This window comes from Cloacibacterium sp., assembly GCF_047601505.1.
Taxonomy (GTDB): domain Bacteria; phylum Bacteroidota; class Bacteroidia; order Flavobacteriales; family Weeksellaceae; genus Cloacibacterium.
Map to the genome: position 1 here is coordinate 2,264,567 of NZ_JASGJD010000001.1, position 25,582 is coordinate 2,290,148.

Consider the following 25,582-nt stretch of genomic DNA (forward strand, 5'->3'; position numbering starts at 1 on the left):
TAGTTTATAAATTTTATAGAATTAAAGATAAAAAAAACAAAAAACCGAGCTTAGGACTCGGTTTTAAAATTTATTTTGTAGCTTCAATAAGCTGCCTTTGTATCTCGGCTTGTTTTTCGTTAGAATAGGTAGAATCATAAGGTTTCATCACTTCGAAAAGATAAGAATAGAAAGGGGTTACTTTTCTTACATTTTCTATTTCATCCTGCGCTTTTTCTTTGCCCATTTCTTTTAAATCTCCTATAAATGTATTGAAACGCTTATCAATAGGAGTAATCGATTTTACTAAATAATCATACGCTTTGTCTTCTTTTCCTATTTTTTTGTAAGCGTTAGAAACAGAACTTACTACAATAGAATAGAGAATTGGCTGAGCTCCCATTTGTTTTTTTACATACTGTTGCTCGTAAGTAGAAAGTGAAAGATAATAATCATATTCTTGGAAAATATCTTTTTTCAATTGTTCTGCCAATTGTAAACCTTTTTTCTCTTGTCCTGCAACAATATATCCGTAAACCATTGAACTTAACGAACGAGGATCGTTGTATTTAGAAGACGGAATTTCTTTGCTTGCTAAATCTAAAATTTCTAAAGCTTTTGCTTTTTTACCTTCAAGAATTAATGCTTCTGCAGCTCTACTAGCCGAACTTCTGTAACTTACAATGTTAGAAGTACAAGTTTCGTCAAAATGAACTTTTAAATCTTTAAAATTACCCCATCTGTAATTTTTCACCACATTATAAAGATTATCTGCATCTACTCTACCCATTTCACCGTCTTCTGTTTCATCAGTTTTAATAGGAACTAATCTGTAACTGAAACCATCAAACTGAAGATAATTATTAAGGAAAAAGATATTTTGGTCTTCATAAATACCACCTGTAGAGAAGTTAATAGGTCTTTTCCAATCGAAATTGGCAAGAATATCCATTAACATATAATCTGCTTTAAACATATTACCTCTTTTATAATCTATTGTGATATAATCTACCGCTTTAGCTGCATCTTTAGCTGGGATAATTCCAGATTTAACCGCATTTGCTTTATTTACAGGTAATACAAATTTAGAAACTGGTAAGAAATTAAATCTATAATATTTATCTTCTCCAAAAAGAAGTTTTAAAACTTCATCTTTTTCAGGAGATTTTTTCTTTAAGAAATTCACAGCATCTTTAATGTTCATAGAATCTTGAGTCATATATTTCTTATAAGGCTCAAAAACACTTTCCGGAACGCCAGCTTCAACATTATTTTGAATAAAATATTTCCAATTTTCTGGAGACATTACTACAACTTGGTCGCTAGAGCCATCTCTATAATCTTCGTGACTAAGAATAGAAGGAATTGGCATTGCATTGTAAGTTCTGCGCTTTGCTTGGTCTATATTCCAAGGTGTTCCTAATAATGTAAAATTAACCACTTTTACATCATCTCTAAATCTTTCTGTCTCTTGAATTGCCCAAACTGGATAAGTGTCATTATCTCCGTAAACGAAAAGTATATCATTTTTGGGTAAAGATTTCAACATAGAGTAAGAATAATCATAAGCGGTATATCTATCACTTCTATCGTGTACATTATAATTTTGGAAGCCCATCATAAAAGGAATTCCTAATAAAACCACTCCTACAACCCACGTTACTGCTTTTGACTTTAATTTTTCTTGTAAAAACCAAAGAATTGCAGCAGCCCCAAAACCAATCCATATAGCAAAAGCATAGAAACTGCCTACCATTGCATAATCTCTTTCTCTTGGTTCAAAAGGTTTTACACTGGTGTAAAATATAATACCAAAACTGGTAAGTACAAATAATGAAAGAATTGCCCAAAATCTACCAAAATCTTTATTATATTGGAAAAATGCTCCCAAAAGACCTAACAATAAAGGTAAAAAGAAGAAATAAACAGTACTTTCGTTATAAAACTTAGCAGGCATATCTTTTTGGTTGCCCCATTGGAAATTATCAACCGCAGGAATACCAGAAATCCAATTTCCGTTGGTGTTTTCCATGTGACCTTCTAAATCGTTTTGTCTTCCAACAAAATTCCACATTAGGTATCTTACGAAATAATAACCTATTTGAAAAGTTACAAAATAGTCTAAATTTTGAGATAAAGTAGGTTTGTGAACTTTTATAAGGTCGTATTCTTTAGCTTGTTTATAATCGTCTAGCGTAATACTTCCGTCTTCAAATTTTTTTCTTAATTCATCAAAAACTTGTTTAGCTTGAGGATTATCTGCAACGTTTTCATTATCATAGTTTAATTCAAAATCCGGAGCTCCATACATCGAAATATAATTGCGCATCACATCATTATCTTCGTTGAACATTCTTGGCATAAAACCAACATGGGCTTTAGAATAAACATAATTGAAACGCTCACCTACGATTTCATATTTTTTAGTTTTTTCATTTTTCTCATAAACATCGCCTGTCTTTTGAGTTTTGAAACTACCATCATCATTCTTTTGAATTCCATCATTTACAAGATAAGCTGTATAATTTTGCCCATAAATGGTAGGCCAATCTCCGTATTGCTCTCTGTTGTAATAATCTAACATTCCAATTGCATTATCTGGGTCGTTAAGGTTCATTGGAGGATTCGCATTGGCTCTAATAGGGATTACCAACCAACAAGAGAAACCGATAATCATATAAACTACAGAAAGAGCAATGGTTTGAAATAATTTACTTCCAGATTTTCTGGCGTATTTCAAAGCAAAATACATCAGTAAAAACAAAATGATAAATGCTACAATAGTACCTGAATGGAAAGGTAAACCGATTCCGTTTACAAAGAAAATTTCGCACTTACCAAACAGAGACATGATAATTGGGAATATCAATTTGAAAACAATGATTAAAATAATTAAAGTTACTCCATTAGCAATAAGGAAACTTTTCCAAGAAAAATCGTAATTTCTAGCATAATATATAAGACAAACCGCTGGAATTGCTAACATCACCATCATGTGAACCCCTACAGAAAGTCCCGTCATGAAGAATATTAGAATAAGCCAACGTTCGTTATCTTTTTCATGATATTCGTTTTCCCATTTGGTAATTAACCAAACCAAAAGTGCTATAAACATAGATGCCATAGCATAAACTTCTCCTTCAACAGCAGAAAACCAAAATGTATCCGAAAAAGTAAAACTTAAAGCACCTATTACACCAGAAAATAAAATTGCAATTTCTTCGGTAAAACTTACTTCTTCAAAATCTTTATTGAGAAGTCTTCTTACCAAATGCGTAATCGTCCAGAATAAAAATAAAATAGTAAAAGCACTGAATAATGCAGACATTGCATTAATAATTACAGAATATTTTGTAGGATCACCAAATCCCAAAATTGCTGCAACAGCACCTACTAATTGAAATAAAGCAGCTCCCGGAGCGTGCGTTACCTCTAATTTAACAGCAGAAGAAATATATTCTCCGCAGTCCCAAAAACTGAAATTTGGTTCAATAGTTGAGAGATAAGTGAAAAAAGCAATAACAAATACCACCCAACCCAGTACAGTATTCCATTTTTTGAAAGTCCAATTCTTCATAATTACATTAAAAAATTACAATTCTGCGAAATTAAGTTTTTATTTTCAAATAATAGTTTTTTGTCTTTTAATTAAGAAATTTTTAATACAAATAAAAAAAAATTAAAATTTAAACACCTGTTTGGCAATGTTATTGTGAAAAAATTCATTCAAAAACAATGATAAAAGTCATTTTTAACATCAACACACAGAATTTATTAATTAAAATTTATCAAAATATATGATTTTTTTGTACTTTTGCAAATAGTTTTTATTAGAGATAAAAGAAGAAAATGAAGAACGTTTTTGATAACATTCTCGGATTAATTGGAAATACACCTTTGGTGAGACTTAATAAAGTTACCAAAGATATTCCAGCTAAAGTGTATGCTAAAATAGAATCTTACAATCCGGGACATTCTACTAAAGATAGAATAGCGCTTCACATCATAGAAGCTGCCGAAAGAAAAGGACTTCTAAAACCAGGATCTACAATCGTAGAAACAACATCTGGAAATACAGGATTTTCTATTGCAATGGTAAGCATTATAAAAGGCTATAAATGTATATTATCTGTAAGTGATAAAACAAAACCTGAAAAAATTGCTTATCTTAAAGCTTTAGGAGCTACTGTATATGTATGCCCAGCTTCTGTTCCTGCAGACGACCCTAGGTCTTACTACGAAGTAGCAAAAAGAATTGCTGCAGAAACACCTAATTCTATCTACATTAATCAATATTTCAATGAGTTGAATATTGATGCACATTACACTACAACTGGTCCCGAAATCTGGGAACAAACAGAAGGGAAAATTACACATATTTTCGCTTGTACAGGAACCGGAGGAACTCTTTCTGGCTCGGCAAAATTCTTAAAAGAACAAAATCCGAATATTAAAGTTATTGGTGTAGATGCTGATGGCTCAATCCTAAAAACTTACCACGAAACTGGCAAAATAAACAAATCTGAAATCCATTCATATCAAATTGAAGGTTTGGGCAAAAACTTAATACCTGGTGCTCTTTTGTTTGACAGAATAGATCAGTTTGTAAGAGTTAACGACGAAATGAGTGCTTATTGCACCAGAGAAATCGCAATTAAAGAAGCTATAATGGGAGGTTACACCACCGGAGCTGTTTTGCAAGCCCTAAGACAATATGCTAACGCTAATCCTTTTAAAGAAGATGATTTAGTTGTGCTTATTTTCCCAGACCATGGTTCTCGTTACATTACTAAAGTATATAGCGATAAATGGATGGAAGAGCAAGGCTTCATCAATAATTGCTTTCACAACTACGAAGAAGTTTTCAAAACTGAAATCATAAAATAAATATAGATAAATGCCTTCATTGGCATTTATTTTTTGATAAACACTAAATTAAAAAAAATTCTTAATGGATATTTTTGATAGAATTAAACAAAATCCTGGTCCACTAGGTCAATTTGCTGATTATGGTGAAGGATATTTTATTTTCCCAAGATTAGACGGTCCTATTGGCCCGAGAATGAAATTCCAAGGGAAAGACGTTATTTTTTGGAGTGCAAATGATTATTTAGGACTTTGCAACCATCCTGAAGTTTTAGAAGCAGATGCTAAAGCAGCCGCAGAATATGGCATGTTCTACCCGATGGGCGCAAGAGCAATGTCTGGCGAAACAGATAACCACTTAAAACTAGAAAAAGAATTAGCAGAATTTGTAAATAAAGAATCGGCATACCTTCTAAATTTTGGTTACCAAGGTATGGTTTCTACCATTGATGCACTGGTTTCTAGACATGATGTAATTGTGTACGACTCTAATTCTCATGCTTGTATTGTAGATGGTGTACGTTTACACATGGGAAAAAGCTTCATGTTCCGTCATAATGATATAGAAAGTTTCGAAAAAAACATTAAAAGAGCAACCAAAGTAGCACAAGAAAACGGCGGTGGTATCTTAGTAATTACAGAAGGGGTTTTCGGGATGACTGGTCAACAAGGGAAACTTAAAGAAATTACTGAATTTAAAAAACAATATAATTTCCGTTTATTAGTAGATGATGCGCATGGTTTCGGTACACTTGGTAAAACAGGTGCTGGAGCTGGCGAAGAACAAGGTTGTCAAGATTTAATAGATGTATATTTCTCAACCTTTGCAAAATCTATGGCAGGTTTTGGAGCTTTTGTAGCAGGTGATAAAGAAATAGTAAGATATTTAAAATTCAATCTTCGTTCTCAGATATTTGCAAAATCTCTTACTATGCCAATGGTAGTAGGTGGTTTAAAAAGATTAGAACTTTTAAGAACCAGACCAGAAATTAAAGCAAAACTTTGGGAAAATGTAGAAAAACTACAAAGTGGATTACTAAAAAGAGGTTTCAATCTAGGAAACTCTAATACTTGCGTTACACCTGTTTTTATGCAAGGAACACCTGTAGAAGCTACTCTTTTGGTTAAAGATTTAAGAGAGAATTTTGGCATATTTACTTCTGTTGTAGTATATCCTGTAATCCCAAAAGGAAGTATCTTGTTAAGATTAATTCCAACAGCTTCTCACACAGATGCAGAAATTAATGAAACTCTTGCCGCTTTTGAAGCGATACATGATAAGCTTGTAAATGGTATTTATAAAGAACAAGCAGAGAAATTATTAGAAGAACAAGGCTTGGAGTTCAAGCCATTGTAAAATCTATAAAAAAACCTTTGAAAACCACTATACCAAGCGGTTTTTTCATTTAAAAACAGCTTAAAAATATTAAATTCATAATTCCAAATTTTTAACATACTTTAACACAAAAACAGCGTTTTTCTTAAAAAAGGCGTTATAATCTGTTAAAAATTAGGGTTTTAGTATATTGTTGGGGTAAATTTGCAGCATAAAATTTCAAACATACAATTATGAAGAACCCAATCAGTTACGTAAGAATTGTAATTTTGAGTTTGGTATTAAGTTTTGTTTCATTACCCACTTATGCACAGAAACACAACTACATAGAAAATAACAAAACTCTAGCAGAAAACCTTTCTACAAAGTATGGAATACCAAGTTCCATTATTTTAGCGATTGCGTTTGTTGAATCCGGAGGTGGAACCAGCAAAAATTCTAAAAAATTAAATAATCATTTTGGCATTGTAGGAAAAAACAACACAGGGTCTAAGTACAAACAATTTAGCTCTTCCGAAGAAAGTTATGAAGCTTTCTGCAAACTTATTGCAAAAAAGAACTATTACAATTCTTTAAAAGGAACAAATGATTTTTCAACTTGGGTAAAAGCAATAGCATCTGCTGGCTATTCTACACAGCCCCAAGAATGGATGAGAAGAATAAATCTTATCATCAACAAATACCAACTTAAAGACTAATTAATTTTAGCAAAAAATTTTCAAAATTACATACTAAAAGCTCCAAGAATTTGGAGCTTTTTTTTGTGAAAAAATTATATTGTGCAGAATTTTAAATCTCAGTATCTTAGCATCCAAAAATCTCTCAAAAAAACTTATGAATAACAACCGAAATTGGCGAGTGGTGAGTCTTATCTCCATAAGCTTCTTTATATATCTTATCTTTTCTATTTTAAGTTTTGCTTTTGATATAAAATGGGAACCTTTTGAGAAAGTAAATTTAATTACAGATGTATTTGATAAAGAAAAAAAATCTCAATTAGCTCAAAATAATAACACCGATATAAATTCTCCTAACCAAAACGGAACTTCTCAAAATTTAGTTCAAGACTTTGAATTATATAAAAAACCTCAGTTCATTACCAATTTTTACAAAGGAGATAGCGTAAATGCTTTGGCAAAATTTGCAGAAAAATTACATCAACTAAAATCAACCAAAAAAGGAAAAATTAGAATTGCCTATTTTGGCGATAGTATGATTGAAGGCGATCTTCTTACCCAAACGCTCAGAAAATTGCTTCAAAAAGAATTTGGAGGTTATGGTGTAGGTTTTCTTCCCATTCACAGTAAAGTTGCAGGTTTTAGACAAACTGCATCTGTACAATCTTCAGGTTGGGAAACCATAAATTTTATGGATAAAGGCGCTAAAAACATGTACATTTCTGGTTTTAGCTTCTCTGGCTTCGGAAACGGCACTTTCACCGATAAAACCATCACTGCGCCACCTTCACTAGAAAAATTTTTAATTTATGGTAAAAACAATGGCGGAAGCATCGATTTTGATGGAAATTCAATTCCTTTAGAAGGCAATGAATTGGTAAATGCTCAATTGTTATCTAAAAACAATGCTACAACTTTTAAACTGAAAAGCAATTCTGGAAACATTCCTTTCTACGGAGTAAGTTTCGAATCTGAAAACGGCATTATCCTAGACAACTTCTCTTTCAGAGGAATTACAGGTGTAGAATTCAGAAAAATAGACGAAGATTTCTTAAAAGCAGTACAAAAAGCAAATCATTATGATTTAATTGTTATGCAATATGGTGTGAATTTATTATTTAGACCAAATGATACTGATTATTCTTATTACACCAAAAATATGACGCCGGTTTTAGAAAAATTTATCACTTCTTTTCCTAATACAGATATTCTTTTGGTAAGCAGTGCAGACCGAGCTTTTCGATATAACGGAGAATACCAAACTGCAAAAGGATTACCCAATTTGCTAGAAACACAGGCAAGATTAGCTTATGACCATCATTTGGCATTTTTCAATCTTTTTCAAACAATGGGTGGAGAAAATTCTATTGTAAATTGGGCAAACCAAAAACCTGCTCTTGCCAATAAAGATTATGTACATCCTAATGCCAAAGGTGCTGATATTTTAGCCGAAAAACTTTTCCATGCTATAATGAACGACTATCACAACTATAAACCTAAAACAGAAACTGCCGAATGAAACCATTAGAAGACCTTTTTTCAACTTTTGATTGGAGCGCTTTCTTTCAACAGTTTTTGTATGATAGCAAAAATCCTTTGTTGTTCAACAATGGCTTTTTTGTGTATTTTTTCACGTTTTTTATTGTTTTATTTTTTTTGCTGAGACATCATCATGCTGCTAGAAGATACGTTTTTACCTTTTTTTCTTTGTATTTTTTCTACAAAGCAAGCGGTTGGTTTGTAGGTTTGGTTATTGTTTCAGCATTGGTAAATTATTTACTTTCAAATTCAATTTATAAAACCAAAGCAAAATCTGGAAAAACTTGGATTTTGGTTTTGAGTATAATTTTCAACCTAGCACTACTCTTTTACTACAAATACACCAATTTTTTCATTACGTTATCAAATGAAATTTTCAGTACAGAATTTCATCCTTTAAATATTATTCTTCCGATTGGAATTTCGTTTTTCACTTTCGAAAACTTGAGTTATACCATAGATGTTTATCGTGGAGATTTTAAACCAGCCAATAAATTCACAGATTACTTACTATTTCTATCGTTTTTTCCAAAATTAATGATGGGACCAATTGTAAGAGCGCACGATTTTGTTCCTCAAATCAACAAACCTTACATTTTATCCGAAAGAGATTTTGCGATGGGTTTTTATTTGATTATTTCAGGTTTAATTAAAAAACTGGTGATATCAGATTACATTACACTAAATTTAGTCAATTACATTTTTGATACGCCATCGCTTCACACAGGTCTCGAAAATTTATTTGCTGTTTACGGTTATGCAATGGTAATTTATTGTGATTTTAGTGGTTACAGTGATATTGCGATTGGCATTGCTCTTTGGTTAGGTTTTAAAATTCCTGCCAATTTTATGTCGCCTTATCAAAGTAAAAACATTACAGAATTCTGGCGAAGATGGCACATTTCTCTTTCGTCTTGGTTGAAGGATTACTTGTACATTCCACTGGGTGGAAACAGAAAATTTTCCATTGCTTCCTTTATTTTCGTAATAGGATTTTTGGCAGGAGCGTTTTTAATGTCTATAAATCTATTCAAACTAAGTTATTTATATGCTGCTATCATTTCCTTAGTTTTGTTGCTTATATTCTTGCTTCCAGCTATTATTACGAGAAATTCTAAAGGAATTGCGGCAAATTTCAACTTGTTAACCACAATGCTTTTGGGAGGTTTTTGGCACGGTGCCAGTTGGAACTTCATTATTTGGGGCGCCATCCACGGAATTGGATTAGGAATTCACAAAATTTGGATGCTTCTTACAGGTAAAGCTTTTTCAGGTTTTAACAACAATAAAATTTACAGAATTTTAATGGGAATTATCACTTTCCATTTTGTTTGTTTTGGCTGGATTTTCTTTAGAGCCGAAGATTTCGATGCAGCCATAACGATGATTAATCAAATTTTCTTCAATTTTGATGCGCAAGTTTTCTGGCCATTCTACGAAAACTACAAAGAAGTTCTTTGGATGATTGCTTTGGCAATGGCAATTCACCTTATTCCAGATGATGCAGCCGAGAAATTTATTGCAAAAACCAAAACTATTCCTTTAATTGTTTATATTCTAATTTTATTTGCTTTTTTGATTTTGTATGGATATTTCAAATCTGCAGAGCAAGTTTTGCCCATCTATTTACAATTCTAAAATACAAAAAGCACTGAGAAAATCGGTGCTTTTTTGGTATATTTTCTTTAAAAATTTTCTGATATAGCTGTCCAAATTTTTTCTGCCTGAAATTCATAACCAGGTCTCAAAAAGTGAACTCCGTCTGTATTGGCTTCTTTTTTATTCAATGATTTTTTGAAATAACCACTTCCGCCAGTTGCTTCATAAAGATTGAAAAAAGCAACATTATTTAGTTGTGCAATTTCTTTAATCCAACTTACTATTTCTTTAATTTTTTGTGATTTTAAACGATTATCTGTCGGCGAGATTAACAAAATTGGAAGATTAGCATTCTTTTCTTTGAATTTTGAAACCAAATCTGATATATTTTTTTGAAAGTCTTCTTTCGTTATAGAACTCAAAAATTCGTTAGTTCCTAAAGAAACCATTACCAAATCTGGTTGTATAGAATTTAATTGCTCCATTTGAAGCGAATATTTTAAAAAATCGCCGTAAGTAGCTCCATTTACGCCAACTGTATTGAAAACTACTCCTTTTTTTACATTTTTCAGAAATTGAAAACCATAGAAAACATTACCAGAATTGGCATTAGTTTTCATTAAAAAGGTATTCTGAGGTTCAGAAAAATTAACTACAGTTCTGTTCCCAGAAAATTGATTATCTGCTATTTTTTCAATTGATTTTTCAAAATCAGGATTATAATCAAAAGAAACTTTTTCTACATTATATAGATTTCCCGCAACAGGATTTTTGATGCCAACTCCGTTCAATTGAACTAATTTTGTAGTGGTTGTATAAAATTTTGAAGCCAATTCTGGAAAGGTTTCGCCTTCATTAGCCGTATAATTTTGTCTTTCGAATTTTTTATTGACAAAACCAGAAAGTGATAGATTTTCTCTGAACAACTGAAACTTTTCGCCATTCATTTTTTCATCATTGAAAATTATTACTTTATCAAAAGTTTCTTCAGGATTTTTGAATTTAATCTCTAAAAAACTATCTTCTTGATTCCCAATTATAAACCCCGAAGCTCCCATTTGGGGAAAAACATCTTGCTCGTAAACCAATCTGAAATTCTCCCAAACTTGGTTGGTTGCAGAAGTAAAATCATCCGGACCATTAGAATTGGCAACAGAATAAGGAAAAACCAATCCTCTGCCTGCGTTCCCATATTTTTCTTGAAATTTATTTCTTAGAAAAGCGGTAATCCAATCTGCTTGAATGTGAGAATCTCCTAAAAAAAGAATTTGAGTGATTTTTTCTTGATTAAGTTTCTCTACAAAAGGCTTCAAAACTTCTTTATTTTCAATACTTTGAGATTTAAAACTTGTAAAAGACACTATAACAATGCCTGTTAAAAAGGCTTTCCAATTCATTTTCATTTTGTGAATTTATAAAAAATATTTGTAAGACATTAAGAGGCTGTTTAAATTTTACCGAAAAATAATTTTTAATCTTTAGAATTTGTCTTTGCTGAATTTTTATGTCCTTTTGAGCGTCTTTTTCACTTCCCTTTTTTGATTTAGCCCGCTAAATCTTCAAACATGATGCAAAAAATTCATCTCAAAATTCCTATAAAAATTTTAAGCAATAAAATTTAAACAGGCTCTAATAAATATTACCTTTGTAAAAATTATTCATTTGAAAGATATTCTTCTCATTACACCTCCTTTTACTCAGCTCAATACGCCCTATCCTGCCACAGCGTATCTGAAAGGTTTTTTCAATACCAAAAATATTCCAAATCATCAAATGGATTTGGGAATTGAAGTTATTTTAGAACTTTTCTCAAAAGAAGGAATGGAGAAAATTTTTCAAGTTTCAAGTTCAAAGTTTCAAAATTTAAGAACTGAAATTTCGGATAATTCGCAAAGAATTTTTGCTCTAAAAGAAGAATATATTAAAACCATTGATGACGTAATTGCTTTTCTTCAAAACAAAAAACCTACGTTGGCAAGACAGATTTGCAGCATGAATTTTTTGCCAGAAGCTTCCAGATTTTCGCAATTAGACGACATGGAATACGCTTTTGGAAATATGGGTTTACAAGACAAGGCAAAACACTTGGCAACCTTGTATTTAGAAGATTTGTCAGATTTTATAGTAGAAAATATTGATGAAAATTTTGGTTTTAGCAGATATGCCGAAAGATTGGGAAGAAGTGCTAATTCTTTTGATGAGTTATATGAAAAACTCCATTCTGAAAAGACATTTATTGATGAAATTACTTTAGAATTATTGGAGAAAAAAATTAAAGAAATTCAACCAAAATTAATAGGATTATCGGTTCCATTTCCTGGTAACTTGTATTCAGCTTTTAAGTGCGCTCAATTCATCAAGAAAAATTTCCCTGAGATTAAAACCTTTATGGGAGGAGGTTTCCCAAACACCGAATTAAGAGATTTGAAAGAAAAAAGAGTTTTTGAATTCTTTGATTTTATTACATTAGACGATGGAGAATTGCCTTTAGAACTGCTTTATGAAAAAATCTGCCATTCTGAACAAAGCGAAAAATCTCCACTAAAAAGAACTTTTTTGCTCGAAAATGGAGAAGTAATTTATAAAAATAATTCTGAAAAACAAGATTATAAACAATCTGAATTAGGAACACCAGATTATACCGATTTGCCTTTAGACAGATATATTTCCGTAATAGAAATCGCCAATCCCATGCACAGTTTATGGAGCGACGGACGCTGGAATAAACTCACAATGGCGCATGGTTGCTATTGGGGAAAATGTACTTTTTGTGATATTTCTTTAGATTATATCAAAATTTATGAACCTGTTGCTGCTAAAATTTTAGTTGATAGAATTGAAGAACTCATCGAAAAAACAGGCGAAAATGGTTTTCATTTTGTAGATGAAGCAGCACCACCAGCTTTGATGAGAGAGGTTGCATTAGAAATTATTCGTAGAAAATTGGTAGTTACTTGGTGGACGAACATCAGATTTGAGAAAAGTTTTACCAGAGATTTGTGTTTTTTATTGAAACTTTCGGGTTGTGTAGCCGTTTCAGGAGGTTTAGAAGTAGCTTCAGACAGATTGCTAAAACTCATCAACAAAGGCGTAACTGTAGAACAAGTAGCTAAAGTTTGCAGGAATTTTACAGAAGCCGGAATTATGGTACATTCTTATTTAATGCACGGTTATCCTACTCAAACCGAACAAGAAACCGTAGATTCTCTGGAAATGGTGAGACAAATGTTCGAAATGGGAATTTTGCAGAGTGGTTTTTGGCATCAATTTGCAATGACGGCGCATTCGCCAGTTGGTTTGAATCCTGAGGAATTTGGTGTAGTACCTAACCTTAAAGACATCACTTTTGCAAATAATGATATTGAATTTAAAGATAAAACCGGAATTGACCACAGTAAATTCAGTTTTGGACTAAAAAAATCTTTGTTTAATTATATGCACGGGATTTGTTTTGAAAATCCTTTGCAAGAATGGTTTGAATTTAAAATTCCGAGAACAAAAATCCATCCAGATTACATACACGATTGTCTTTTGGAGGAAGAAAATTTCAATACCAAGCCAAATGCTAAAATCGTCTGGGCAGGCACAAAACCATTGACCAACTTTTTCACTAAAACTAAAAAAGGAAATTCTTGGGAAATGGCAACTCTTACTTTCCACGAAAAAACCAATTCTTTTAGTATAAACTTAGAAAAAGAAAAAGCAAATTGGTTACTAGAAACCATTGATAAAATTACTTTAAATAACCAAAATAAAATATTGAATTTTAATGAATTAAAATCAAAATTTGAATTAGACTTTGATGATTTTGAATTATTTTGGTATTCGAAACCGATACAAACTCTTAAAGATAATGGAGTGATACTTTCTCTCTAAAATAAGACTTAAACAAAAATCATAAAAACAAAAACTCGAGCCAATTGACTCGAGTTTTCTAATTTATTGTGAAGAATTTTTAATCGCAAAGGATAATTCCTTTTTCATTGTTAAATTCTACTACACCACTGTTTATTTGGTAAGAAAAAACACTATTCTTTTCATTTTCTTTGGTAAAGAATTTTGCAAAATTTTCGTTTGCAATTTCTTTGGTATATAACCTTACTCTACCATTAACTAAAGAAGAAACAATAGCGGCGTGATTTTTCATAATATGGAAATCACCGTTTTTACCGGGAAGAAGAACAGATTCTACTTCGCCTTCAAAAACTACAAATTCCGGAGTTAATATTTTAATATTCATTATTTTCAAATTATAGATTATAGATTTTAAATTTTAAATTATTGCAATTCAATCTAAAATCTAAAATTTAACATTTAAAATTATATTAAGCATTTTCAGCAAGCAATTTTTGTCCTGCTTCAATAGCTTCTTCAATGGTACCTTTCAAGTTGAAAGCAGCTTCTGGTAAGTGGTCTAATTCACCATCAATAATCATGTTGAAACCTTTGATAGTGTCTTTAATATCAACCAAAGCACCTTTAAGACCTGTAAACTGTTCTGCTACGTGGAATGGCTGAGATAAGAATCTCTGAACTTTTCTAGCTCTATAAACAACAAGTTTATCTTCTTCTGAAAGTTCTTCCATACCAAGAATTGCAATAATATCTTGTAACGCTTTATATCTTTGAAGGATTTCTTTTACTCTTTGTGCACAGTCATAATGCTCATTTCCTAAAATTTCAGGAGTAAGGATTCTAGAAGTTGAATCTAATGGATCTACCGCTGGATAAATACCTAAAGAAGCAATTTTTCTAGAAAGTACTGTAGTAGCATCTAAGTGGGCAAATGTAGTTGCAGGAGCAGGGTCTGTTAAGTCATCCGCAGGTACATAAACCGCTTGTACAGATGTAATAGAACCATTTTTAGTAGAAGTAATTCTCTCTTGCATAGCACCCATTTCAGAAGCTAAAGTTGGTTGATAACCTACCGCAGAAGGCATACGCCCTAGAAGTGCAGAAACCTCAGAACCAGCTTGTGTAAAACGGAAAATATTATCTACGAAGAAAAGTACATCTCTTCCTTGTCCTTCACCATCACCATCTCTATAATATTCTGCAAGTGTAAGACCAGAAAGTGCTACTCTAGCTCTTGCACCTGGAGGTTCGTTCATTTGTCCGAAAACGAAAGCAGCTTTAGATTCTTTAATAAGTTTAGTATCTACTTTAGAAAGATCCCAACCACCGTTTTCCATAGAATGCATAAAATCATCACCATATTTAATGATACCAGATTCTAGCATTTCTCTTAAAAGGTCATTTCCTTCTCTTGTTCTTTCGCCTACACCAGCGAAAACAGATAAACCACCGTGACCTTTTGCAATATTATTAATTAATTCTTGAATTAATACAGTTTTACCAACACCAGCACCACCGAATAAACCAATTTTACCACCTTTTGCATAAGGCTCAATAAGGTCGATTACTTTAATACCAGTAAAAAGAACTTCGGCTGAAGTAGATAATTGATCAAATCTAGGAGCTTCTCTGTGAATTGGCAATCCGTTAGTATGTTCGATACTTTTAAGACCATCAATAGCGTCACCTACAACGTTAAAAAGTCTTCCGTTTACTTCTTCGCCAATTGGCATTGTAATTTGTCTTCCGTATCCTGTTACTTCTTGTCCTCTTTGTAAACCATCAGTAGCATCCATTGCGATACATCTAACCATATCTTCACCAATGTGCTGTTCTACTTCCAATACTAGAGACTCTCCGTTTGCTTTTTTTATCTCAAGGGCATCATAGATTTTTGGTAATTCTTCTACTTCCTGAAAAACAACGTCGATAACTGGACCGATAATTTGTGAAATTTTTCCTTTAATTTGGTTTGCCATTGCTTTATTTTTTCTTGCGTGCAAATATAATCAATCTTTATAATTTATTTACTATAAATCAATATTTTTTTTCATCTTTGCACTCACAAAATCAATGCAGTTTTGAAAATCGTAAGAGAATTTGAAAATTATACAGAAAACTCACCTAAAGTATTGTCTTTAGGAATGTTTGACGGAGTTCATCTAGGGCACCTTTCTATTATTAATTTACTAAAAAAAACGGCTCAAGAGAAACAGTTTGAAACTGCACTACTCACTTTTTGGCCACATCCAAGAAAAGTTTTTAATCCTAATGATGATATTAAACTTTTAAATACTTTAGACGAAAAATTAGACTTATTAGAAAAAGCTCATCTAGACGTTGTTTTCTTAAAATCTTTCGATGAAAACTTTAGAAATCTTACTGGTGAAGAATTTGTAAGACAAATTTTAATTGAAAAACTGAACGTAAAACACATTATTATTGGTCACGACCATGTTTTCGGGAAAAATAAATCTGGAAATTTCGAACTTTTACAAAAACTATCAAAAGAATTAAATTTTGAGGTAGAACAATTAAAAGCCGTGAAAGATGGAGATTCTAATATCAGTTCTACCAAAATTAGAAATTGCCTTAGTGACGGAAACATTATTGGCGCCAATAAAATGCTTGGCTACCACTACTCTGTTTCGGGGAAAATAATTGACGGCAAAAAATTAGGAAGAACCATTGGTTATCCTACTGCAAATATTGAAGTTGATGAGCTAAAGCTTCTCCCTAAAAAAGGTGCTTATATTGTAAAAGTTTACGTAAAAAACAAATTCTACAAAGGCATGCTAAGCATTGGCACAAACCCAACCGTAAATGGCGAAAAACTAACGGTGGAAGTCTATATTTTGGATTTTAATGAAGATATTTACAGCGAAGAAATCACTGTGAAATTTAGAGATTTCTTGCACGAAGAAATTAAATTTGAATCTTTAGAAAAACTCATCGAAAGACTAGACGAAGACAAAAAATTGACAGAAAATTTTGAGTTTTAATTCTTCAAAATTTCTTCTTTCACTCTTCTTGTCAAACTTTTAAAAACCAAATCATAAGAATGGTCTATTAATTCTAATACAAAATCTGGCTTCAATCCATCTACAGAAATGGTGTTCCAGTGCGTTTTGTTCATGTGATATGCGCCTGTAATTTGGTGATATTGCTCTCTTAAATCTTCACTCCATTCTGGGTCTGCTTTTGCTGAAAATTTTAAAGGCTGACTTTCTAAATCCATTAACAAGAACATTTTATCACCTACTTTAAAAACCAAAGTAGTTTCATTAAAAGGAAAACCTTCTGTAACTCCTTTTTTTGCTAAACAATATTCGCGGATTTCTTCTGCTAACATAATTGATAAAAGGTATTTGAAATTCACTCAAATTTAGTAATTTTAAAGATATTTAACATCAATTATCACTCATTAATTATTAATTATTAATTATTAATTATTAACAATGAAAGCTCTCGTAATAGGCGCAACTGGTGCTACAGGAAAAGATTTACTTCAAAAATTAATTGAAGACTCTTATTTCACAGAAATTAATGTTTTTCTAAGGAGAAATTTGGAAATTAATAATGCTAAAGTCTTTCAACATATTGTTGATTTTGAAAATCCAGAAGATTGGAAAAATCTTGTAAAAGGAGATGTTGCTTTTTCTTGTCTAGGAACCACTTTGAAGGCTGCAGGAAACAAAGAAGCACAGCGAAAAGTAGATTACGATTATCAATTCAATTTTGCTAAAGTCGCCAAAAAAAATAATGTAGAAGATTTTATTTTGGTTTCTGCTTATGGAGCAAATCCGAATTCTAAAATTTTCTATTCTAAAATGAAAGGCGAACTAGAAGAAGCTGTAAAAAACTTGCATTTTAATAAATTAATCATCTTTAAACCCGGAATGCTAGACCGAAAAAACACCAATAGAACTGGTGAAGTTTTTGGCATTAAATTGATAAATCTCTTGAATAAATTAGGAATTTTTAAGCACCAAAAACCTTTACCAACTCATATTTTGGCACAAGCAATGATTAATGCTTCTAAAATAAAATCTAATGGTTTTTCTGAAATTAAATTAGCTTGCATTTTTAGTTTTGCAGAGAAAAAAAAGGATTAGGAGAATTAAGCACTATTCCTAACACCTAAATCCTAATCCCTTTATACTATTTAAAATACTTCGTGATAGAATCTGAAGTTGGTTTTGTGGTACTGATAAAAGTGTCTATAATTTCACCTTTTTCATTCAATAGAAATTTGGTAAAATTCCAAAGAATAGTTGTGTTTTTTACACCATTTAGCTTTTTATCAGTTAAGAATTCGAAAATTGGAGCAATATCCTTTCCTTTCACCGAAACTTTAGCTGCCATAGGAAAAGTTACACCATAATTTTTTTGGCAAAAAGCACCAATTTCTTGGTTTGTACCAGGTTCTTGTCCACCAAAATTATTGGCCGGAAAACCTACAATTACCAATTTGTCTTTATACGTTTCGTATAATTTTTCTAAATCTTCATATTGAGGCGTAAAACCACATTGTGAAGCAGTATTAACAATCAAAATTTTCTTGCCTTTAAACTTAGAAAAATCTATATTAGAGCCATCTAAAGCTTCTACTTTAAAAGAATGAATAGACTTAGGTGTTTGTGCTTTTGAACCCAATAAACCGAATAATGAAAACATAATAATGAACAAATATTTAAAAGATTTCATAAAAATTATTTTTATCAAATGTAAGATTTATAAACACAAAAAAAAGCGCTTTAAAACGCTTTTAGATATTTTCTATAATTGTTTTGATGCTATAAGTTAGATAATGGTTGTAAGAGTTTTACAACTTCCAACACCAGTCATCAAACATCTATCATTTTAAAATTTAAAAGTATTAGCAGGAAAAGCTTTGTTGGTGTCTATCCTATTAAGAATCATCACATAATCTCCTTCTTTTTTTGGTGTAGAAGCTTCTATTCGGAATGGCATTATTAAACCATTTACTTTTTTAAATTCCGAATAAATCAAAGTTTCGTCTTTTTTAACCTCCTTCAATAAGAAGAAATTTTGAACATCAAAAAAATAAACCGTTCTGTTCACATTTTTAATAAGCTCTACTTTGAAACATTCTCTCTCGCCTACTTTTTCTTTTCCTAAAACTTGTGCCGAAAATCCTTTGTTTTCAAAATCTATAAAATCGGTATCGAAGCTTTCTGCAACATAATCTTTCTGAATCTGCAATTTATTTACCACATAATTCATAGAATAACCATTTTTGCCATCGTATCCTTCTACTACATTTTCTTTTTTCCCCACAGTAATCACCGTTTTAGTAAGATTGGGTCTTTGTTGGTAAATTTTAAGAGGATATTCTTCGCTTACACCCAAAATTACTTTCCCTTGTAAAAGGATTGAATTTAAGAGTTTCCAATTGATTAAACCGCCTGTAATTTCGATGTTTTTATCAATTATTTGTTTGGCATTTTGTGCGGAAAACAGTGTTGTAACTAGGAGTGTTGCTATTAAAAGTAGTTTTCTCATTAATTTTATTTCTGAATTTTCAAATATAGGATTTTCAAATTAATTTTCTTGCTTTTTCTAAATCTTCAGGAACATCAATGCCAACTCCCACAAAATCTGTTTCTATCATTTTGATTTTCATTCCGTGTTCCAAATAACGAATTGCTTCTATTTTTTCTGAAATTTCAAGCGGAGTCATTTCTAAATTCGCAAATTTCACCAAAGCTTCTTTTCTGAAAGCATAAACACCAATATGTTTATAATACAAATGTTCTACGGAAGTTTCGCGAGGAAAAGGAATCACAGAACGGCTGAAATACATGGCAAAATTCTGCAAATCTGTGATTACTTTTACATTATTTGGATTTTCTATTTCTTCTAGATTTGTCAATCTAATTTTAAGAGAAGCTAAAGAAATTTCTTTATTTATATCTGCTTTAAAAACTTCAATCAATTGTTTTAAAGGCTCAGTTTTCAGGAAAGGTTCATCACCTTGAACATTAATCACAATATCACAATCAATATTTTGCACAGCTTCTGCTATTCTGTCGCTTCCCGTTTCATGTTCGCCCGTCATTACAGCTTTTCCTCCATTATTAGTAATTTCATCAAACATAATTTCAGAATCTGTTGCCACAAAAACTTCATCAAAAAGTTCTGTTTCTACTACATTTTGGTATGTAGTAGCAATTACAGTTTTGTCTCCCAAAATTTGCATTAATTTCCCTGGAAATCTACTTGCAGCATAACGAGCTGGTATTACAGCGATAATTTTCATTAGTAAAATGTTATGAATTATATGTTTTTAATGACAATTATATTCGAAATTCTCGCTGATTTTGCAGATTAAAATCCATAAAATTTGAAAAATCAGCGAGAGATAAATTTATTTTAATTTAGCTAAAGCAGTTTCCAATTTAGGGAACATTTTTTGTAAATCTTCCACAGAACAAGCGCCTACTGAAGCTCTAAACCAAGGCATTTCTCTAGAATTTCCAAAAGCTGAAAATGGCACTAAAGCTACACCTGCTTTTTCAATTAAGTAAAAAACTAAATCTGTAGAATCTTTCAAAACTTTTCCTTCTTCGGTGGTTTTTCCAATATAATTTAAGTTTATTGTAAGATACAAAGCTCCCATTGGTTTGATGCTATCTACAGCAAAATTTTTAGCTTTCATCTCTTGAATTCCAGCGTGTAAAACTTCTAAACTGTGAGCAATTCTTCCTTTATATTCATCCACAAAAGTATCTACAGCTTCTGTATTGTCTAAAAATTCGGCTACAGCTTGTTGTTCTGGTTTTGGCGCCCAAGCTCCAACATGTGTAAGCAAAGCTTTCATTTTACTCATTACATATTCTGGACCAAATCCCCAACCTACTCTTACACCAGTTGCCGCGAAACATTTTGAAGTTCCGTCGATATAAATCGTGTAATCTTTCATTTCTGGGAATAGAGTTACTGGATTAAAATGCTCAGAATCTCCAAAAGTAAGCATTGCATAAATTTGGTCGTACATTAAATAAAGAGGTTTTTCTCCTTCTCCTCTTTTTTTATTTTCGGCAATAATTGCTTCGCAAATATCAGAAAGTTGTTCTTTGGTAAACATGGTTCCCGTTGGATTGAGCGGAGAACAAAGCGCCACCAAAACAGCACCTTCTAAATGAGGAATAATATCTGCTGCAGTTGGCAAAAAGTTATTTTCTGGTGAAACTTCCACTTCTACCGCATTAGCAGAGGTAAGATAAGCGTAGTGATTGTTATTCCAAGATGGAACGGCATAAACTACTTTATCTCCTTCGTCAACTATGGTTTTGAAAGTTGCATAAATTAAAGGTCTAGAACCACATGCAACCAAAATATCTTCTGGAGAATATTCTAAATTCCAACGAGATTTTAAATCTTTAGCAATAGATTTTCTAAGAGAAAGTAAGCCATTTGCTGGTGGATAATTGGTTAAATCTTCAGCATAAGCTTTTTGTACATTTTCCTTTAGAAGTGCAGGAATTGGATATATTTTTGAGTTTAAATCGCCAATTGTAAGATTAGCAATTTCAGCACCTTTTGCTTTTAATTCGTTTACTTGATTACCGATTTTGATAATTTCTGAACCAATAAGGTTTTGAGCGAGTTTTGATACCACTTTTTATAGATTTAGATTAATTCATTTTAGAAGTTTCAAATTTAAAGAATATAAAACAAAAGTCTTCAATAATATCCATAAAAAAACTCGCTGATTAAGCAGATTTTGCAGAATAAAACATCTACTAAACCTACTAAATCAACGAGTGATTAAATTTATTTTAAACTTTTAGAGTTTCAAATCTTGTTTTACAATATCGAATTTCTTTTCTAATCTTGCTACTTCTGCTTTATAATCGCTTTCGTTAGCTACAGAACCTTTTACAGAGAAATAGAACTTAATTTTCGGTTCAGTTCCAGAAGGTCTGATACAAATTTTAGTTCCGTCTTCTGTATAGTATATCAAAACATTAGATCTTGGAATATCATTCATTGCTTTTTTCTCTCCGGAAAGTACATTAAGACAAGTTTGTTCCTGGAAATCTTTAACTTCGGTAACTAAAGAACCTGCTAAAGATTTAGGCGGATTATTTCTGAAATCTACCATCATTTGTGTAATTTCTTGGGCACCTGTTCTTCCTTTTCTTACAACATTCACTAGCGCTTCCTGATAAACACCTACTTTTTTGTAAATATCTATCATATATTGATACATGGTTTTACCGTTTGCTTTGCACCAAGCTGCAATTTCGCAAGCTAGTAAAATAGAACCACAGCTGTCTTTATCTCTAACGAAATCTCCAGTCATAAATCCGAAAGATTCTTCACCTCCACAAATGAATTTTTCTTTGCCTTCAAAATCATGAATCATCTTACCAATCCATTTGAAACCTGTTAATCCTACTTTGCAGTCTACACCGTATTGTTCTGCCAAATCAAAGAAGACATCTGAAGTAACAATAGTAGAGCCAATAAATTCTTTGCCTGTAATTTTTCCCAGATTTTTCCATTGATTCAATACATAATCTGTAAGAATCATATTGGTTTGATTACCGTTCAACAATTGAATTTCACCATCAAGATTTCTTACGGCAATTCCTAATCTGTCTCCATCAGGATCACAACCGACAACAATACCTCCATTTACAACATTTGCCAAATCTACAGCCATTTGAAGCGCTTTTGGTTCTTCTGGATTTGGAGATTCTACTGTTGGGAAATTACCACTAGGAATCATTTGTTCTTTTACCAAGTCTATTTTTTTGAAGCCGGCTTTTTCTAAAGCTTTTGGGATAGTGGTATAAGTAGTTCCGTGAATAGATGTGAAAACAATATTCAAATTATCGTATCCTATTTTATTTTTTTGATATAGAGATTCTGCAATACACCTATCAATATACACATCATCCTGTTCTGCACCAACCCATTCTATTAAATCATCATTTCCGTTGAATTTTACATCTTCAAATTTTGTAGCATAAACTTCTTTAATGATATTTTCGTCGTTTGGAGGTACAATTTGAGCGCCATCATTCCAATATACTTTGTAACCATTATATTCTGGCGGATTGTGAGAAGCCGTCAATACAATTCCTGCATTACATTTTTTATCACGAACCGTAAAAGAAAGTTCTGGAGTTGGTCTGTGTTCTTTAAAAAGAAGCACTTTAATACCGTTTGCGGTAAGAACATCTGCTACAATTTTCCCGAATTCTTTAGAATTATTTCTTACGTCATACGCAATTGCAACTTTAATTTCCTGATTTGGAAATTGCAGAATTAAATAATTTGCAAGACCTTGAGTAGCTTGTCCTAAAGTATATTTATTTAATCTATTAGTTCCAACGCCCATTACTCCACGCATACCACCAGTTCCGAATTCTAATTCTCTATAAAAACTGTCTTCTAATTCTGGTGAATTGGTATCTATCCAATTTTGAACTGTAGCTTTAGTTTCAGTATCAAAAGTATCTGATAACCAAAGTTTTGCTTTTTCCAAAGTTGTCATATATTTTTATTTTTTTGTTTTGATATTATCTAAATTTTCTGTTTTCTACAGAAGCTTTATCTTTTTTTGTTAATTTATTAAGCGGTTCTCCGTAGAAAATGAGTTTTGATGTATTTTCTAAATTTCCCTTCATTTCATTATCAATATTTAATCCTGCTGAAGCATTATTTTTAGCTGAAATTTCTAAATTTTCTATTTCAAAATACGGAGCCATAATGCTTGTAGAATCCGATTGTTTCAAATTCAAAAATTTACTTTTTCCTAATAAATTTGCGTTTGCATTATTCGACATTTCTACAATTGTTTTATGAGAAGTTATAGCTCCCATAAACTTAGTATTGTCTTTCAAATATAGTGAAAATTGAGGAGAATTAATCTTTCCTGAGACATTCATTTCTACATGATTTGCCATAGAAATTTCAGAAAGTTCGTTTTTACCAAAAATGGTAATGCTGTAGAAATCTACATTTTTTGCATCTCTGTTTTCTTTTATTTCTAGAGTTCCGTTATCTACTTCTACATCAAGGTTTTTGTAAATATTAGGATAGGTTTCTACACTTACTAAATTTTGATTTCCTTTCACAAAAAACACTTTGAAATTGCCTTTCAAATCTAGTTTGGTAAAATTTTCTACCGAAACATCTTTCACTTCTATTTCACCTTTTGGTGAGATTTTGGAGCAAGAAATGAATCCTAAAAATAGAAAAATATATAAAAAATTAAATAATTTGTTCATCTGAAAATATAATTAAAGAAATAAAAACAATAACAATTAATACAGCAATTATTAATGGCTTCCTAATTTGTTTTTTAGGAAAATCTTCTTCGTTTGGAATATATTTCGGAAATAAAAAATATGATAAAATGCCACCACCAATAAATCCACATAAATAAGCAAGTGAACTTTTAGGATTTTCAGGAATTGACATTACAAAATAAGTAAGCAAAGTCAAAATAATTGAAATTACAAGTACAATATTGGCTTCTTTATATTTTTTTAAATTTCTTAAATTTATATACAATAGAATTCCTCCAAATAAAGAACTCATAAAAACTGAAAATCCAAGAATTGCTTTACTTGAATAAATTTTTGGTAAATTATTTTCCATAATCAATATTAAAGAATTTCTTCAACGTGATAATTTTTATGTCCTCTACTTTGTCTAATCACCAATTCGCCTAGAAATCCTGCTACAAAAAGCAAAGTTCCCATCAACATCATGGTTAATGCAATATAAAACCAAGGATTTTCTGCAATTAAATTCCCGTAAATATGATAATAATAAACATCTACCAATTTAGAAACCCCCAACCAAAATGCAGACAAAAACCCGAAAATAAACATTAATGTTCCTACTGCTCCGAAAAAGTGCATTGGTCTTCCACCAAATTTACTGATAAACCAAAGAGTAATTAAATCTAGAAAACCACGGATAAATCTTTCTGTCCCAAATTTTGAAGTTCCGTAAGGTCTTGCTTGGTGTTGTACTGCTTTTTCGGTAATTTTTTTGAAACCTGCATTAGCTGCCAAAACAGGAATCCAACGGTGTAAATCTCCGTAAACATCTACAGATTTTACCACTTGTTTTCTGTAAGCTTTCAAACCACAATTAAAATCGTGCAACTGAACTCCAGAAAGATTTCTAGCCGCAGAATTGAATAATTTTGAAGGAAGATTTTTCGTCATTACATTGTCGAAACGTTTTTTCTTCCAACCAGAAACAAGGTCGTATTTTTCGTCGATTATTTTATTGTATAATCCAGGAATTTCTTCGGGAAAGTCTTGTAAATCTGCATCCATGGTAATCACTACATCGCCATTTACTTTCTCAAAAGCTGCGTGCAATGCCTGAGACTTACCATAATTTCTAGAAAATTTAATCCCGTGAACATTGGGATTTTCTTGAGACAATTTATCAATAATTTGCCAAGAAGTATCTGTACTGCCATCATCTACAAACCAAATTTCGTAGGATAATTTATTTTCTTGGCATACATTATCAATTCTTGTATAGAGTTCTTGTAAAGATTCTTCTTCGTTTAACAAAGGAACTACAACGGATAGATTCATTAAAATTTATTTTATTTTTTTTGAAAATTTATATCGCAAAAACGAGCAACAAAATTAAGAAATATAAACTTGTAAAAAGACTTTTTGCAATGGTAAATATACTGATAATTTTCACGATTATTTCAGTA

General features: G+C 31.5%; 21 protein-coding genes. 8 read left to right on the forward strand and 13 right to left on the reverse strand.

From position 1 onward, the window contains the following. Positions 1-70: 70 nt before the first annotated feature. A complete protein-coding gene (locus QM746_RS10400) occupies positions 71-3,556 on the reverse strand; it encodes a protein O-mannosyl-transferase family (RefSeq protein ID WP_414984162.1) in 3,486 nt (1,161 codons plus the stop codon). A gap of 272 nt (positions 3,557-3,828) precedes the next feature. On the opposite strand from QM746_RS10400, the gene QM746_RS10405 reads away from it, so the two are divergent. From QM746_RS10405 to QM746_RS10425, 5 genes are all read left to right on the forward strand, one after another. Beyond that, a complete protein-coding gene (locus QM746_RS10405) occupies positions 3,829-4,866 on the forward strand; it encodes a PLP-dependent cysteine synthase family protein (protein WP_414984163.1) in 1,038 nt (345 codons plus the stop codon). A 64-nt stretch (positions 4,867-4,930) separates the two neighbouring features. Then, positions 4,931-6,202, forward strand: a complete 1,272-nt coding sequence (locus QM746_RS10410) for an aminotransferase class I/II-fold pyridoxal phosphate-dependent enzyme (protein WP_374364755.1) — start codon at positions 4,931-4,933, stop codon at positions 6,200-6,202. 212 nt (positions 6,203-6,414) lie between these two features. Further along, positions 6,415-6,879: a glucosaminidase domain-containing protein gene (locus QM746_RS10415; protein ID WP_414984164.1), complete on the forward strand. Its 465-nt coding sequence runs from the start codon at positions 6,415-6,417 to the stop codon at positions 6,877-6,879. Positions 6,880-7,015: 136 nt separating this feature from the next. Next, on the forward strand, positions 7,016-8,377 hold the full coding sequence (locus QM746_RS10420) for a hypothetical protein (protein ID WP_414984165.1): 1,362 nt from the start codon (positions 7,016-7,018) through the stop codon (positions 8,375-8,377). Further along, complete coding sequence (locus QM746_RS10425; protein ID WP_414984166.1) at positions 8,374-10,035, forward strand: MBOAT family O-acyltransferase; 1,662 nt, start codon at positions 8,374-8,376, stop codon at positions 10,033-10,035. Before QM746_RS10420 ends, QM746_RS10425 begins: the two co-directional genes overlap by 4 nt. A 47-nt stretch (positions 10,036-10,082) precedes the next feature. Here QM746_RS10425 and QM746_RS10430 read toward each other — a convergent pair whose 3' ends face one another. Beyond that, positions 10,083-11,399 (reverse strand): GDSL-type esterase/lipase family protein, encoded by a 1,317-nt coding sequence (locus QM746_RS10430; protein ID WP_414984167.1) that lies wholly within the window; start codon positions 11,397-11,399, stop codon positions 10,083-10,085. Between the two features lie 259 nt (positions 11,400-11,658). Here QM746_RS10430 and QM746_RS10435 point away from each other — a divergent pair, with 259 nt between their 5' ends. Then, positions 11,659-13,872 carry a B12-binding domain-containing radical SAM protein gene (locus QM746_RS10435; RefSeq protein ID WP_414984168.1) on the forward strand — a complete coding sequence of 738 codons (2,214 nt, stop codon included), beginning with the start codon at positions 11,659-11,661 and terminating at the stop codon, positions 13,870-13,872. Between the two features lie 79 nt (positions 13,873-13,951). Here QM746_RS10435 and QM746_RS10440 read toward each other — a convergent pair whose 3' ends face one another. Both QM746_RS10440 and atpD read right to left on the reverse strand, forming a co-directional pair. Next, entirely contained in the window at positions 13,952-14,236 is a 285-nt protein-coding gene (locus QM746_RS10440; RefSeq protein WP_374364182.1) for a FoF1 ATP synthase subunit delta/epsilon, read from the reverse strand. A gap of 85 nt (positions 14,237-14,321) precedes the next feature. After that, on the reverse strand, positions 14,322-15,830 hold the full coding sequence (gene atpD, locus QM746_RS10445; protein ID WP_414984169.1) for a F0F1 ATP synthase subunit beta: 1,509 nt from the start codon (positions 15,828-15,830) through the stop codon (positions 14,322-14,324). A 102-nt stretch (positions 15,831-15,932) separates the two neighbouring features. Here atpD and QM746_RS10450 point away from each other — a divergent pair, with 102 nt between their 5' ends. After that, entirely contained in the window at positions 15,933-16,853 is a 921-nt protein-coding gene (locus QM746_RS10450) for a bifunctional riboflavin kinase/FAD synthetase (RefSeq protein ID WP_414984170.1), read from the forward strand. Here QM746_RS10450 and QM746_RS10455 read toward each other — a convergent pair. Next, positions 16,850-17,203: an MmcQ/YjbR family DNA-binding protein gene (locus QM746_RS10455; protein ID WP_374364186.1), complete on the reverse strand. Its 354-nt coding sequence runs from the start codon at positions 17,201-17,203 to the stop codon at positions 16,850-16,852. The two genes, QM746_RS10450 and QM746_RS10455, sit on opposite strands and share 4 nt — an antisense overlap. Before the next feature lie 106 nt (positions 17,204-17,309). Between QM746_RS10455 and QM746_RS10460 the strand changes: the two genes are divergently transcribed. Further along, positions 17,310-17,966 carry an NAD(P)H-binding protein gene (locus tag QM746_RS10460; RefSeq protein ID WP_414984171.1) on the forward strand — a complete coding sequence of 219 codons (657 nt, stop codon included), beginning with the start codon at positions 17,310-17,312 and terminating at the stop codon, positions 17,964-17,966. A 46-nt stretch (positions 17,967-18,012) separates the two neighbouring features. On the opposite strand, the gene QM746_RS10465 is transcribed toward QM746_RS10460, so the two are convergent. The 8 genes from QM746_RS10465 to QM746_RS10500 form a co-directional block, all read right to left on the reverse strand. Next, complete coding sequence (locus tag QM746_RS10465) at positions 18,013-18,528, reverse strand: glutathione peroxidase (RefSeq protein ID WP_414985142.1); 516 nt, start codon at positions 18,526-18,528, stop codon at positions 18,013-18,015. Between the two features lie 186 nt (positions 18,529-18,714). Then, positions 18,715-19,377, reverse strand: a complete 663-nt coding sequence (locus QM746_RS10470) for a histidine kinase (RefSeq protein WP_414984172.1) — start codon at positions 19,375-19,377, stop codon at positions 18,715-18,717. A gap of 34 nt (positions 19,378-19,411) precedes the next feature. Beyond that, positions 19,412-20,134 (reverse strand): 3-deoxy-manno-octulosonate cytidylyltransferase, encoded by a 723-nt coding sequence (kdsB, locus tag QM746_RS10475; RefSeq protein WP_414984173.1) that lies wholly within the window; start codon positions 20,132-20,134, stop codon positions 19,412-19,414. A gap of 108 nt (positions 20,135-20,242) precedes the next feature. Continuing rightward, entirely contained in the window at positions 20,243-21,496 is a 1,254-nt protein-coding gene (locus tag QM746_RS10480) for a pyridoxal phosphate-dependent aminotransferase (protein WP_414984174.1), read from the reverse strand. Between the two features lie 168 nt (positions 21,497-21,664). Further along, complete coding sequence (locus QM746_RS10485; protein ID WP_414984175.1) at positions 21,665-23,383, reverse strand: phospho-sugar mutase; 1,719 nt, start codon at positions 23,381-23,383, stop codon at positions 21,665-21,667. A gap of 25 nt (positions 23,384-23,408) precedes the next feature. Further along, a complete protein-coding gene (locus QM746_RS10490; protein WP_414984176.1) occupies positions 23,409-24,119 on the reverse strand; it encodes a GIN domain-containing protein in 711 nt (236 codons plus the stop codon). Then, positions 24,103-24,492, reverse strand: a complete 390-nt coding sequence (locus QM746_RS10495; RefSeq protein ID WP_414984177.1) for a rhomboid family intramembrane serine protease — start codon at positions 24,490-24,492, stop codon at positions 24,103-24,105. The genes QM746_RS10490 and QM746_RS10495 overlap by 17 nt, the downstream gene beginning before the upstream one ends. Before the next feature lie 8 nt (positions 24,493-24,500). Then, complete coding sequence (locus QM746_RS10500; RefSeq protein ID WP_414984178.1) at positions 24,501-25,454, reverse strand: glycosyltransferase family 2 protein; 954 nt, start codon at positions 25,452-25,454, stop codon at positions 24,501-24,503. Positions 25,455-25,582: the final 128 nt, after the last annotated feature.